This is a genomic window from Caproicibacterium sp. BJN0003 (assembly GCF_026314295.1).
GTDB lineage: Bacteria > Bacillota > Clostridia > Oscillospirales > Acutalibacteraceae > Caproicibacterium.
The window spans coordinates 170,361-183,753 of record NZ_CP111108.1 but is presented as its reverse complement, the minus strand read 5'-3'; the positions used below and the strand labels follow the sequence as shown (position 1 = coordinate 183,753).

16 protein-coding genes and 1 pseudogene are annotated in these 13,393 nt (G+C 46.6%); 2 read left to right on the top strand and 15 right to left on the bottom strand.

What is annotated here, in order from left to right:
* Window positions 1–7: 7 nt before the first annotated feature.
* The 9 genes from OP489_RS00900 to OP489_RS00860 all read right to left on the bottom strand — a co-directional run bounded on the left by OP489_RS00900 (window position 8) and on the right by OP489_RS00860 (window position 4,865).
* The gene (locus tag OP489_RS00900) at window positions 8–232 is read right to left on the bottom strand and encodes an excisionase (protein ID WP_266162508.1); all 225 of its coding nucleotides are present in this window, start codon (window positions 230–232) and stop codon (window positions 8–10) included.
* A gap of 95 nt (window positions 233–327) precedes the next feature.
* Complete coding sequence (locus OP489_RS00895) at window positions 328–555, bottom strand: excisionase (protein ID WP_266162507.1); 228 nt, start codon at window positions 553–555, stop codon at window positions 328–330.
* Window positions 545–1,114 carry a type II toxin-antitoxin system PemK/MazF family toxin gene (locus OP489_RS00890; RefSeq protein WP_266162506.1) on the bottom strand — a complete coding sequence of 190 codons (570 nt, stop codon included), beginning with the start codon at window positions 1,112–1,114 and terminating at the stop codon, window positions 545–547. Before OP489_RS00890 ends, OP489_RS00895 begins: the two co-directional genes overlap by 11 nt.
* Window positions 1,115–1,213: 99 nt before the next feature.
* Entirely contained in the window at window positions 1,214–1,759 is a 546-nt protein-coding gene (locus OP489_RS00885; protein WP_266162505.1) for a hypothetical protein, read from the bottom strand.
* Window positions 1,760–2,068: 309 nt separating this feature from the next.
* Entirely contained in the window at window positions 2,069–2,308 is a 240-nt protein-coding gene (locus OP489_RS00880; protein ID WP_266162504.1) for a hypothetical protein, read from the bottom strand.
* A gap of 1 nt (window position 2,309) precedes the next feature.
* A complete protein-coding gene (locus OP489_RS00875) occupies window positions 2,310–3,038 on the bottom strand; it encodes an ImmA/IrrE family metallo-endopeptidase (RefSeq protein ID WP_266162503.1) in 729 nt (242 codons plus the stop codon).
* A gap of 14 nt (window positions 3,039–3,052) precedes the next feature.
* Window positions 3,053–3,307, bottom strand: a complete 255-nt coding sequence (locus OP489_RS00870) for a hypothetical protein (RefSeq protein ID WP_266162502.1) — start codon at window positions 3,305–3,307, stop codon at window positions 3,053–3,055.
* Window positions 3,308–3,311: 4 nt separating this feature from the next.
* Window positions 3,312–3,608 (bottom strand): hypothetical protein, encoded by a 297-nt coding sequence (locus OP489_RS00865; RefSeq protein ID WP_266162501.1) that lies wholly within the window; start codon window positions 3,606–3,608, stop codon window positions 3,312–3,314.
* A gap of 15 nt (window positions 3,609–3,623) precedes the next feature.
* The gene (locus tag OP489_RS00860) at window positions 3,624–4,865 is read right to left on the bottom strand and encodes a DNA polymerase Y family protein (protein ID WP_266162500.1); all 1,242 of its coding nucleotides are present in this window, start codon (window positions 4,863–4,865) and stop codon (window positions 3,624–3,626) included.
* A 154-nt stretch (window positions 4,866–5,019) separates the two neighbouring features.
* Between OP489_RS00860 and OP489_RS00855 the strand changes: the two genes are divergently transcribed.
* On the top strand, window positions 5,020–5,427 hold the full coding sequence (locus OP489_RS00855) for a helix-turn-helix domain-containing protein (RefSeq protein WP_266162499.1): 408 nt from the start codon (window positions 5,020–5,022) through the stop codon (window positions 5,425–5,427).
* 57 nt (window positions 5,428–5,484) lie between these two features.
* Window positions 5,485–6,009, top strand: coding sequence for an ImmA/IrrE family metallo-endopeptidase (locus OP489_RS00850; RefSeq protein ID WP_266162498.1), 525 nt, complete (start codon window positions 5,485–5,487; stop codon window positions 6,007–6,009).
* A 132-nt stretch (window positions 6,010–6,141) separates the two neighbouring features.
* Here the strand turns inward: OP489_RS00850 and OP489_RS00845 are convergent, their stop codons facing one another.
* From OP489_RS00845 to OP489_RS00820, 6 genes and pseudogenes are all read right to left on the bottom strand, one after another.
* Window positions 6,142–6,309 carry a hypothetical protein gene (locus OP489_RS00845; protein WP_266162497.1) on the bottom strand — a complete coding sequence of 56 codons (168 nt, stop codon included), beginning with the start codon at window positions 6,307–6,309 and terminating at the stop codon, window positions 6,142–6,144.
* Window positions 6,290–6,511, bottom strand: coding sequence for a YwbE family protein (locus OP489_RS00840; RefSeq protein WP_266162496.1), 222 nt, complete (start codon window positions 6,509–6,511; stop codon window positions 6,290–6,292). The genes OP489_RS00845 and OP489_RS00840 overlap by 20 nt, the downstream gene beginning before the upstream one ends.
* 26 nt (window positions 6,512–6,537) lie before the next feature.
* Complete coding sequence (locus OP489_RS00835) at window positions 6,538–8,040, bottom strand: hypothetical protein (protein ID WP_416232457.1); 1,503 nt, start codon at window positions 8,038–8,040, stop codon at window positions 6,538–6,540.
* An 11-nt stretch (window positions 8,041–8,051) separates the two neighbouring features.
* Entirely contained in the window at window positions 8,052–8,651 is a 600-nt protein-coding gene (locus OP489_RS00830; protein ID WP_266162495.1) for a hypothetical protein, read from the bottom strand.
* On the bottom strand, window positions 8,652–8,945 hold the full coding sequence (locus OP489_RS00825; protein ID WP_266162494.1) for a hypothetical protein: 294 nt from the start codon (window positions 8,943–8,945) through the stop codon (window positions 8,652–8,654).
* A gap of 160 nt (window positions 8,946–9,105) precedes the next feature.
* Window positions 9,106–13,354: pseudogene (locus OP489_RS00820) on the bottom strand (SpaA isopeptide-forming pilin-related protein).
* Window positions 13,355–13,393: the final 39 nt, after the last annotated feature.

Here is a 13,393-nt window from a genome sequence, read left to right as displayed (position 1 = left end):
CTACCTCCTAAATTGAGTATGCTTTTGCGATGTACTCGTCAAATTTCATTCTTTTTATCATTCGTCGTTCACCGACCCATAGAACAAAGGGGCAATCCTCTTTGTTTGTCATCTGATAAAGCTTGTCTCGACCTAAACCTGTATAAGCGACTGCTTCTTCAATAGACAGGTTGGTTTTGTGCCAGATTGGGACTTCGTACCTTTTCCTTGATGAATGAATTGCTTCTTCCATATGCCGTAACCTCCTCCTTTGGTTTTGTGGCTACAGCATACAGAAAAAATCAGATTGTGTTAATGATGCGATTATCTTGATCGCATACTTGACCTTTAGACTGAATACATCTTCGCAATGTACTCATCAAAGACCATCCTCTTTATCAGCCTTCGATTCCCAATCCATAGGACAAATGGGCAATTTTCACGACTCGTCATCTCACGTAGTTTGTCTCTGCCAATGCCCGTGTAGGCGACAGCTTCTTCAATTGACAGGTTGGTTTTATGCCACAATGGGACATCGTACTTTGGGCGTTTACTGCTATTATTGTTATCGCTCATTTCCATATCCCCTTTCAAAAGCGGTACGCTTATCGTACACGACATAATCCCAGCCCATATTTTCGCACTTATCGCATTTTTCTTTTGCAGCCGCAAGCGGATCAAGTCTGCGTATTACCAAGTTGCTGTCGCCCATATAGTCTTTCAGGCACTTAGGACATAGGCAGCGTATGTCACCTGCCCGTTCACGGTTGTAAAACCAAAGTCCAAAGGTCTTTTTCAGTGCGATGTTGATCTTTTTCCAGATGTACTCGTCATCTACAAAGCCGATATGGTTTGTGAGCTGCAACTTGTTCACAGCGCTGATTTGTTCAATCATAACCATCGATGGCTTTGCAAGACCGAATGCCTCACCCAAGATAATGTGGGAAGGAAGATACTGCTTCTTTATTACGGTAGTAATGGCAGCAACGATGATAGTCGGTGCCTTTACATTGAAGTTGTCAGCCTGAAGCACTAAAACAGGTCTTTTGCCGCTTTGAATAGAGCCTTCTCTCACTCCATAATCAAAGAAATAGATGTCTCCTCGTTTGATTTTGTTTGTTGATGTAATGTCCACTGTATTTGCCTCTCAATGCTTAAGATAAGGGTATTTCATATCCGGATTAGAAATTGTCCCTTTCACCTATTTGCAATGGGAGACCACTTTTGTACCCCCTCAAGCAAGATATTTTTTTAGATTTTCCACAGCGGCGGCAATGGATTTCTGAATTTTGGTGAAGCCAACTCCCTCATCTTCAGCAATCTCACGCATTGTTTTCCCTTGGAAGTAGTATGCGTAAACCCTTCTTTGCTGGATAGGCGTTAATCGTGCAATGGCGATACGTAACTTCTCTGTCCAAATTCTCAGATTTACCTTTTCAAATAGATTGTCCACCGTCATTTCAGGGTGAAAAAAACCGGAGAGTTCATCTGTTGCGTTGTATTGATCCTGAAAGAGCTTTGAGCGCATTTCATGCTTGTGCTCATTCTGATTGAACTTATGTATCGTTTGTCCCTGCTCTGGGGTCAAGACAATATAAGGCGTATATTTCTCAATGAAATCGGCATATTTCGTGTTGATCTCTTTTTCTGTCAAGGCGGTTACAATCGCCCATTGCGTTTTCTCTGAAAATCCCGGATATTCATACTTCAGGTTGATGACCTTGCAGTCCTTTGCAAAGGCGGCTTCAAGGTTGATGTTCGTCATGTTGTGGTCTGCCATATTGTAATCTCCTTAAAATTTTGATTTTGGTTTTCGGTCAATCAAAATCGGAGATTACGGATACCGTGCAATGGCGCTCTGCCAATAAAAAATGCTCATCAGAATTCCTTTCTCGGAACCTGATGAGCGTAAAAAATAAAGCCACCTGATGCGTTGCCATAATGCCACACGAATAGAACCAGTCAGCCTATAAAGGCTGATACTATGGTTCTAAATCAAGTGGCACATGGGAAGTCAACGCATCAAGCGGCTCCGGGGCACTAAGCTTGCTTTATTTCAATTATTCAGTTGTAATGTAATTTCACCGCTTCACTTCGATGACAAGCGGAATGATATAGGTGGGAAGATTACTTCTTCTCCGCAGTTCGGGCATTTCTCATCTGCATATCCGTGGTTTCCCTTGTAAATCGTCGTTATCTTATGCCCGCAATAGGGGCAGAGCCTTGCTACTTTCATCTGCGCCCTGCAATGTATTTTCAGCCTTTCCTGCTCGGTCTTTACCTGCTCGTAAAGCTCCGGGTTAGCACGCTGAACATCTACTTTTGCCATTTTACATACCTCCCTCATATTCAACATCTATGATGCTATATGGGTTATCAAGCTGATCGTTTACCAAAAGGCCGAGCTGCTTCATTCGGATTGCCAATGCGGTCTTTGATACGCCAAGGAATGACGCCAAATCTGAAAACCGGTCATAAACCTTTGGAAAGAACAACTTGTTAAGCGTTTCGATCTTATCGCCGAGAGAGAACATAAACATTCCACGGCATATCAGGTCTTTCGGCAGCAGTATTGCAGATGCCAGCGCATTAGCCTGCCACTCATACCAATCGGCAATAGGTTTTCGTCTCTCTGAATTTGCCTGATAATAGTGTATCTTCTGTATTTGCGGATTAGCGTCATAGTCCAGTGGGTACAGCATTTTCAGGATTTGATGACTGCCCTCATGCGCAAGCGAGAAATTACAGCGTCCAAGTTGAGTGCAGTCGTCCCGCAGATCTCGTTCAATCAATATCGTATTACCGTCCAGCTCGTAGTGCTGCTCGGTGTCGTCTCCCATGAAAATTTCAATTATCATAGGGGCTGTCGTTGTCGCTCCGAGAATGTGGCGGTCATATGAGAGGTGCTCATATTCGACTTTAAGCCCCAATAATTCTGTTACAAGCTGTTCCGGGTCAATACGGTAGATTTCCGCATCCCTGTTTTGCGGAAGCTGATAATAGGCTTTCAACACTCGTTCGGCGATAGATTCAATATCAGTGCGTGACAAACATTTCAATGGCAGATCCTCCTTTACACTTTGCCTTCAACATACCATTTACCCTCATCTTCAAAAAGGTATGTTTCTTTTTTTCCTACGACAATCGTGTAGCGTATGCCGGTTCCGCCGACCTTTGTAGCATGAGCACGGCAGCGCTGCTTCAGACGGTCTATCTCGTAGGTGATACCATCTGTGTAGGTAATGTTTATCGGTCGTATCTCTCCTTCCGGCGATACCTTGACCATCACCCCGACAAATACTTTTTTGAATTTTGAATCCTGTTCCATAACATTAACCTCCGTAATAGGTAATAGCCGCAATCAACTTCCCTGCATGTTCATATCCTTCCTCAGCGTGAAGCAGCAGCTTGATTTTGTGCGTCTCTTTATTGACGAAGCAAGACGGTTCGCCGTCGGTGAATTCCTTTTTAGCATCAAATATAAGCTCCATACCTTCATGGATACCGAAATCAAGAAAGTGATTACCGCCATCAGCAGTTGCCAAGAATATCTCATCAGTGGTATTTGGCAAAAGGCAGGCCGGAAACGAACAGTAGGCTTTGATTTGCGATTCCTGTAATACAGACATGATTTTTCTCTCCTTTTAGCTGACCATTCCAGTCGGCATTTTTAGTTCAATTTCACGGTCGGTCGGCATTTTACTGTTCTTGGAACAGAGTGCTGCCGGTATGACCGCGTATTTACCGAAACGATCCCGAAGCTGCTCCACAACAGATTCCAGCTTGTCATGGCGCTCTATCTGCGTTCGGTCTACAAACAAGTCCATCTGCTCCGGCAGGTCTTGAGAGGTAAGATTGATTGCTCGGACAGTCACGGAACGGATCGGGTTACTCCATTGATATGACCTTGCAAACAAATCAAAAGCTGCCTTTGCGATATAGGATGTACTGTGCGTCCGGGCCGGAAACTGACACTGCCATTGCCGGTGCTCAAGCTGGTTGTCACGAATATCTATTGCAATTCCACCGGCGTCCTTGTTATATACCCGCAGCTTGTGCCCGATGTCCTGTGTGAGTGAAAGTATGACATTCCAGACTTCGGCTGCGTTTTCAAGGTCTTCCTTTGTGGTGATTCCGTGCCCAATGCTCTTGATCGGCGGCTCATAGTCCTGTTTTGCCACGGGTGAGCAATCCTCTCCGTTCGCATATCGGAGGATTTGCAACCCGCACTTTCCGAGCCGGCTTTGCAGCAATCCAGGCGGCGTTTTCGCAAGCTCTCCGATAGTATGGATTCCGTATGAGGTCAAAACCTTTTCGGTCGCTCGTCCGACGCCAAGCATATCTGACGCGGGCAAGTCCCATATCTTGTCCCGAAAAGAAGCTTTCGGAATAACCGTCGTAGCGTCAGGCTTTTTCATATCGCTGCCGAGCTTCGCAAAAATTTTGTTGAAGGAGACACCAACCGAGATTGATAAGCCAAGCTCAAACTTCATACGCTCCCTGATCTCATTTGCGATTTCCTCTCCTGAACCCATGAGCGGTACGCTGCCGGTTATATCAAGCCAGCACTCGTCCATTCCGTATGGCTCGATCTGATCCGTATAGTCTGCGTAAATCTCACGCGCCAGTTTTGAATACTTCAAATACTGCTCATAGTGAGGCGGAACAATAATCAGGTTCCGGCACTTCTGCTTTGCCTGCCACAACGCTTCGCCGGTAGAAACGCCGTACTTCTTTGCTTCGTAGTTTTTGGCAAGGATGATACCATGACGATTCTCCACATCCCCGCCTACTGCTACTGGATGCCCTCGCAGGCTCATATCCAGCATACATTCGACGGAGGCGTAGAAGTTATTCATGTCGCAGTGTAAAATAATTCGTGACATTTTCCGTTTACCTCTTGACTTTATACGCAACTTAAGTTAATATAAACACGAAAGATATTTGCGTGCCCTTATTATACGCATTTATGTTGCGCTTGTCAATAGAGACTGCGAAATATATTTTCTTAATTTTTTCGGGCGAAAGGAAGGATAAATAATGAAGTTCGGTGAAAAGGTCAAAAAATCACGCACAGACGCCGGATTGAGCCAAGAAGACCTTGCGAAAAAAATCGGCGTTTCACTCAGAACGATAACGAACTACGAAGTACAGAACCGATACCCCAAAAAGCGTGAGGTGTATGCGAAACTTGCTGAGGTATTAGGTGTCGATATAAACTACCTGATGACCGAGGATGAAGATTTTGTCGTGGATGCCTCTGCAAAATATGGCGCACGGGGTGCAAAACAGGCAGAGCAGCTTATTTCCGAAGTACACGGCTTATTTGCAGGCGGCGAGCTTTCTGAAGCTGACAAGGACGGTGTTATGAAGGCTTTGCAGCAGGCTTACTGGGAGTGCAAAGAAGAAAATGTTCAGAAATACACGCCCAAGAAATATAAAAAATAAGCGTGTCCGTTTTATGGGACACGCCTTATGATAGACTTATCATGGGAGGTGGTATTAGTGATCGATTCCGAAGGCATCTACAGAGCGGCTAATGCCGCTGTTCGTTTCAGTGAATCAAGAAATCCCTTTCAAATAGCCCGTGACCGTGGAATCAAAGTATGCTATTCCGGCGACTTCGGCAATTTGCTCGGTATGTACACCTGCAAATGGAAGCACCGCATTATTATATTGAATAACCGATTAGACGATTACATGATGAAGATGGTTTGCGCCCATGAATTGGGTCACGATGTTTTTCACCGTGATCTTGCGAAGGACGACGGTATACAGGAGTTCGTCCTCTTTAATATGATAAACCATACGGAGTATGAAGCAAACGCTTATGCAGCTCACGTTCTTCTTGATGATGACCGGGTTTATTCTCTTGCTCGTGAAGGATACGATGTCGTTCAAATGGCAAGAACGATGGGCTCAAATGTCAATTTGATGCTGATAAAAATGCAGGAGATGAACAAACTCGGATATGACTTTAGAATTCCTTTTGACGCCGACAGTACCTTTTTCAAGAAGATTCACCAATAAGAGCAAAGCAAAAAATGAAACGCGCACATCGATGAGTATCATTGTTGAACGGACAATCTTCTAAAAGCAAAAGCAACAGCTTTATCTTTCGATAGCTGTTGCTTTTAATTATGTGGTCAAATGATATGCTTATTATTCCTCAGTGTCGATGTGCATCTTCTCGGACAAAATCCGGATTTCCTGCTCACAGTAAGCTTCCGAGATGGCACCTTTTTCAGCGAACATAAGCAGCATTTGCTTTTGCCGCTCAAAGAGTTCCTTGTTTGTCATCCGGTGTGGTTCATTCTCCTGTTGTTCCATTTGCCGATTCCTTCTCGATTTCCTGAACCCGTCCGACCTGTCCGTCTTCCAACATGACTTTGATTCCGTGTGGATGATGGCTGCTATTCGTCAAGATGCGTGAAACGATGCCTTCAGTCAGCTTCCCGGTAGGTTGATCCTTCTTTAGTACGATTTTTACTTTATCACCTATATGAATGTCGGCTCTATTCTGTCCGCTCATTGATTCGCCCTTCCTTCTTCCACGGATTAAATCGAATTCATGATGTTGAGCAGATTTTGATAACTATCCACATCGTGATACACGACATCATCGGTAGAAAGTTCATTAAACAGCTTCTTCGCACATGAGATTTTTGCCTGCTCGATTGGTCTAAGACTCAGGGTTTCCATTGTTCCCTTTGTCTCCGCAATGAAATAGATATGCTTAACCATTCCCTTATTGAAAGCAATTGCCCAGTCGGGAGAGTAATTGCCAACCGGAGTAGGGATATGGAAGCCTTTCGGAAGCTTTGCATATACACACACTTCTTTGGCTGCGTCCAGATCCTGCGCAAATCTGCGTTCTACGCTTTGTTCAGCGGTGCCGTCGGTAAACACGAAGTCTTGAATGTGCTTTTCGGCTCTGAACGCCTTATCAAAACTCTGTGTGTTCTTTTCGGCTGTGAATATTGTGCTGTCATAGCTGCCGTCAATCTGGTCGTATGAAATATGTTCAACGATCATAGTTGCCTTCTGCTCGTTAATCAGCTTTATCACCTTCGAGATGAATTCTTCAGGGTTATATCTGAACATGATAAGCTTTGCAGGGGATATTCCTTTCAGAATTGCAGCTGTAGTCCGGCGTGTCAGCAAAGCCCCTTCTGCCACCTTGCCAACCAGATCATATTTGATTCTGCTTGTTTCTGCGTGTTTCAAGGTCTGCGTTCTTGTCTTTTCAGAGCCGAATGCGCTTCCGGTTGCCACATCGGTTTTATCAATGCTTTCTCTCTGCGTTCCGGTTGTAGTGGTGTACTGAAGCTCAGCGACAAACAACTTCTCGTCAATATGCTTGATTGCCTTTTCAATCAGTTCGTTGCTGTCGAAGTCAACGGCATAGGCATATTTATGATTGATATAGCCCCACAAAGTCTGAAATTCTTTCTTATAGAAGTTCTCATTCAGATCGTTGTCCTGAATTTTTGCCTTGTGACCGTCCTCGATCATGCTGTCGAGAACACTGTCGTCATAGACCGCCTGCACAAGCGTGTGAATTCCATCTGCAATCGGCTGCAAGTCAGCTGGTAGCGGAGAAAGCGTATTCATCTGCACATCCGTGCGATACTTGTCCGTTACCTTCCTGTCCATATCAACATAGCCGTTGGCAATCAAATAAAACTCAATTGCATCTGCCGACTTCCGGTCAATCTGGTGGCTCAATCCATCCGGTGTCTTTATGAATCTGCCATTAAAGTATTCGCTGGTAGCTTTCGTCGGACGGTCATAAAGAACCGATTTAATCTCGGTTTGCAGTCCGCCGACAAAGTCTTTATAGCTGTCACTTGCAATGACTGTTAAGACATTGATTTTCTGAACACTGTCACCACAGGACTCAGCATCCATACGGTTTCCGTCCTGATTCACGCAAAGACGTAAACCACGCCCCACTTCCTGCCGTTTTGCCGTGGTGCTGTCAGAATGCTTCAGCGTACAAATCTGGAATACATTGTTGAGGACTTTGATTTTCTGATTCAGTGCGTTTTTATCTGCCATAGTGAGCCTCCTTATCGTTCACGGGATTTATACTTTTTCGGCTTGTCCTGTTTGGGCAAGTCCTCGCTTTTCTTTTTCGCCCAATCGGGAAGCCTTTCGGGTTTCACTTCGCCCAGCACATCACGGCGTTCGAAGCGAGTATGTTCGCCCGTGTGCAGGTTCTTGCAAAATACGGCGCTTCCACGGGAATTTGCGGACGCTCCGAAGCCGCCTGTCACAAGGTAAAGCTGTCGGTCAGCCCGCCGATATTCGCTGCGAAGCACTTCTGGGTTAATCGCTATGATCTTTCCGTCTATGCTCCTGTCGAAGCTGTCAGGGATACAATCCTCTTTGGTGATGACCTCTGTCGGAATATTCAGTGCTTTTACTTCTTCCTGTATCTGCCTTGCCTGCAGAGCAACGCGCTCGCCAAAGGACTGTACGATTTCAGCGTAGTTGTCGCTTTCCTGCATTACCTGATACTGAGCGAACAAATCGTTTTGATGGCAAACCGCCATCATAAAGCGGCAGCCATTTTCAGTTGTGTTCTCACCGATGACAACCTCGCCGTCCCCAATAAAGAGGGCGGCGGTGATTTCGTAATCACCGGCTATTCGTTTCTCGTTGTCCATTCAGTTCACCTCAATCACAATACGGATGCTTCCGCCTGCGTTTGGCTGCGGCGTTCGGGAATATTCTGGATAGCAGGACTGCGCACGCTGTCTTGCTCTGCGGATTGACTCAAAGCACGGAAGCCCGTAGCCTTTGTAGTTGTAGATAACATCCTCAAAGGGTAAATCTCCGGCACGGATAAATCCAAAACGGTTATAGTAGCGGAGAATGAGCCGCATATCGTCATAACGGGCGACTTCATCGTCTTTGAGAATTTCAAGAACCTTGCTTTCAATCGTTCTTAGCTGTTCCATTCGGTTTCCTCCTTAAAATAGAATAAGGGCGGACATTTTACTGCCCGCCCTCGCTATGCCTTTCCTTATTTCTTTTTGTTGTGGTTCCTGACCTGCAGGAAAATCCAGCCGCCTATGATAAGGGCGACCAGAACGATTGCTACAATTGTTTTAGCATCCATCAGTCATTGTCCTCCTTTTTCTTTTTCTTGAAGCCGATGATTCCGCACACGGCAATGCCGATGGCGGAAACTCCGGCAAGTGCAATCCAAAGAGCAGGATTGCTGTTGTCTCCGGTTTTCGGCGTGTCACGGAACTCATTGTGCATCTGAACGATGGTGGTTGCTCCCACCTGAACCGTTGCCTGCTTATCGGCAGGAAGCACATAAGAAGCGGATGCGCTGTTACTGACCTCAGACACGGTATATTCACCGATACGAAGTCCGTCAATGACAATCTCACCATTCTTGTCGGTGACAAAGGTCTGATCGTAATCTCTGCCCGTTACACGGAAGGAGAAGCCTTCGACCTTACTGTCAGAAGATGTCTTGACGATTATAAGAGAGCCTTTCTGCGCTTCATTGATAAAGCCGATGCCTGCCTTGTTTTCCACGGAGTAGGTCTTACCATCTGTGTCGATGTTCACACTGTAAACGCCCGTGTCAAGGACGAAACCGTCCGGTGCTTTTGTTTCTTTCACGAGATACTGTCCGTACAAAAGGTCATTCATCGTGTAGATGCCCGTGTCGGTTTCTGTGAGCTTTCCGAGCAGCTCATCACCGTCGTCAAGCTTACCGTTGCCGTCCATGTCCTTGTAGACTTCAAACTCTGCGCCTGTCAGCTTATTTTCTGGGTAGTCAGCGTCCATCTTAGTCAGCGTGATATTTCCACGGATCAGGCGGTTCTCAATGCTGATTTCAACTACCTGTTCATTTTCCGCAATGGTGACATCGTAAACGGTGTCATTCAGCACATACCCTGTCGGCTGGCTGATTTCACGGATATACCAAGTGCCGTATGGGATGTTCGCAAAAGAAAAACTACCGTCATCGCCCGATGTGGTAGTCAGGATAGCGTTTTCGGTTGTAAACTCGCCGTCATTCGTCTTAAACAATCCGATGAGCGCACCGCCAAGACCATCGCCGTTCTCATCGGTCTTAATGCCGGATACAGAACCATATTTCAGTTCGTTGTCAATAGGCTTACCGTCATTCACTGCAAGCTGAACAAGTGCTGTATCCTGTCCGGCGTATTCAAAGACCACCGGGTACTGTTCATCCGAAAGGATATAGTGGCTGTCGGCTGCAATTTCCTTTACATAGTAGCTGCCGATAGGAAGGTCGGTCTTAAAGGTGGCTTTGCCGCTTTCGTCAGGGGTAATCACTTCAAGCAAGCTATCCTTCGGAATAGTCGTACCGCTTGCGGAAATAAGCTCGTCTGCGGCGAAGATACCGAAGGTGACATTTTTAACCTCGCCGTTATTGCCGATACCGAAAAGGTCGCTTGTCTCCATTGCTTTTTCAAGGCTGATTTCCACCTTCTTACGGTCGTTGACAAAGCTTGTGCCTGTTTCAGTCACGGCTACATTCTGTCCTGCGTAAACAAGGGTAACGGTGTGGATTTCATCGTTCAGCACCATACCGTAGGGAGCTTTAATTTCCTTGACCTCGTAGCTGCCGAGATAGAGTTCTTTGCTTTCGGCAAGTCCGTCATTGTCTGTAACGACAGTATCTACAAGCTCGCCCTCAGAGACTCTCAGCGTTCCGTCAGGCGTGACAATATCCTCGGCTGCACGGATTTCATACTTTGCACCGGGAAGCCCTGCGAGCTGATACAGCGGCTGATAGATGGTTTCTTCACCCTCAGCACCGCTGACAGAAACGCCAAAGAACACTTCGCCGGATTTCTCGATAGAGATTGTGCCTTTCTGCGCCATATTGGGTTTATCCACTTTAATCACAGTAACACCGCTTTCCTCGGTAGCTTTTTCCTCTGCGACATCGAAGTACACAGGAGAGCTGTCCAGCACATAGCCATACGGAGCCTGAACCTCTACAAGAGAGTAGCCCTTACCATAGGGGAGCTTCTCAGGAGTGACAAGCGAACCGTTTGCATCCGTGTAGAAAGTGTCGATTGTCGTAGGGGTAGGATAGGTGAAAGTCATTGTTACAAGGTTTCCGTCCGGGTTATAGATCTGAAAACCTGCGCCCGCATACGGGATCGTATTTCCTGTTTCGGCGTCAACTTTAATGACTTGGATATAGCTCTCAAAGTTAGCATTGTTGATGAGATAACGGTAGGTGGCTGCATTCTGAGAGATAAAGACATCGAAGTCTGGCATAGGCTCTCGACCTTCCCATCCAACGGTCTGGTGAACGGTGTAAACGCCATACGGCATATCCTTCGTCTGAGCAAAGCCGTTCTCATCGCAAGTGAGATAATCTTTTTCATCTGCGTTGGCATTCTCATAGCTGCCGGAGGATTTCAGATAAACTTGGAACTCTGCGCCGACTTCCGGCGTTTCAATCTGTGTTTCTCCGTCGTCTGTGTGTTTGATAATGGCGATATTGCCCTTAATGACTTGCTCTGTCACATCATTCGCCGTCTGATTATGCTCGATGGTATAAAGCTTCGGCTCTGCGCCGACCTTATGAGTATCGCTATTCAGCAGATACCCCTCAGATGGGGCAATCTCACGGACGCTCCAATCGCTGTCACAGACATATTCCTTTGTGGTGAACTGGCCGTTTTCATCGGTGTAGTAGGTGTCAATCAGCGTTTCGCCCTTGTAGATGCCGTACTGCGCTCCGGCAAGGGTTGCATCGCCCTGCGCCAAGCCTTTTTCTGCGTCGCTTTTGGTTACAGTGACTGCGAACTTTTTCAGAATGTTGTTGAAGGTGCGTGTAGTCACGGTTTTCCATTCCACCGCTGCCGTTTGATTTTCAGGAACGACATAACGAATGGCTGTGTCCACTTCCTCAATGGTATATGGTGTACTGCCGGAGATAAGGACATCCTTGAAGTTTGCTGTGCCTGTGGAATCCGTCACGGCATATTCGTCAACGGCAATACCGGAGAGTGACCTACCGAACAGATGGAAGGTCACACCCTCCACAAGTTTGTCCTCTGAGTTTTTGATGACTTTCAGGTCGCCACGCTTCAGAACATTGTTGAAGTTTACGGTGGACACCTGACCGCTGACGACCGTTACACGGCGCACTTCCTGCGGTTCGTATTTATCCACTGCAAGCTCTGTGACGGTGTATACGCCGGGAAGCAGGTTATCAATCTGCATTTCGCCGCTGCTGTTTGTTTTTACCGTCTGGTTTACGTCGTCACCGGTGATGGTAAAGGAGATGTTATCCACCTTTCCGTCCTCACTGGTCTTTACGATTTTAGCGGAGCCGAAGCTGACCTTGATATTCACAAAGCCTTTCACCGGGTCATTCACGGACTGCGTATAGGTCACAAGGTCTTGCACACCGGAGCCGGGAACATATTTACCATCCGTCCAAGTGATAATTCCTTTTCGCTGAGAGTTTGCCTTTTCCGCAGTGATTCTCAGTCCGTCAGCAAGAGCTGTCTGTGCGGTAATCGTCAGCTGATTGCCGCTGACGGAAAATGAAACATCCGACTGTGAACAGCTGAAGTTGTAATTACTAAGAACGCCATTGGTATCGGTCAGTGTCGTGGTATAGGCAGAACCATTCCAGTCAAGCTCGACTGTCTGTGCACTGCCTGTGGACTTCGCCATAAAGCTGGGCACTTTGGTGTGGTTCTGGACATCTGAAACAATTTGGTTATAGTAGCTCATAATCTGACTGTACAGCGGATGGTTTGTACTGATCTGATCGAGAATTGCGCTGTACCCGCCGGGGCTGACATGATTGAAGTTTTTCATCACGTTCGCCGACCACGGTTTCCCAGATAAGGAGCTGCGTCGCTCTTGCCTGAGCAAGCGTATCGCCGCCGCTGTTCTGACTGCGCCAGTCCGTACTGATCGTGCCGGTGTAGCCGTACTGCATAATACGACCTACAAACAGCTTGATGTCATCTGCACTGATCGTGTGATTGTAGGATGAGGGATAGTTATCCCAATAGTTTTCATCACGGCTTGTCAGGTTGTTGCCTGTCTGAAGCGGTGTACCGGGTTCAATACAGTAGCAGATGTTTCCGGTATAGGAACCGACGCCGTACACAAGCGTATAGTTGGTTGCGCTGGCACTCCAGCCGTTCATAAAGGACAGATAACCGTGTCCCCAAGTACCGTTATAGTTGTTATCTCCGTCACGGGGGAAGCCAATCATAACGGCAGTTGACTCCGTACCTGCTGCGTAGGCGGTCATGCCGCCGATTCCCACAAGTGTGGTAAGGCACATAACCACTGCAAGCAACGCCGAAGCGCCTCGCTTGAAAATGTTCTTGTTCATTCTGTTTTTTACCTCCTTGAAATAGAAAAACGCACCGTG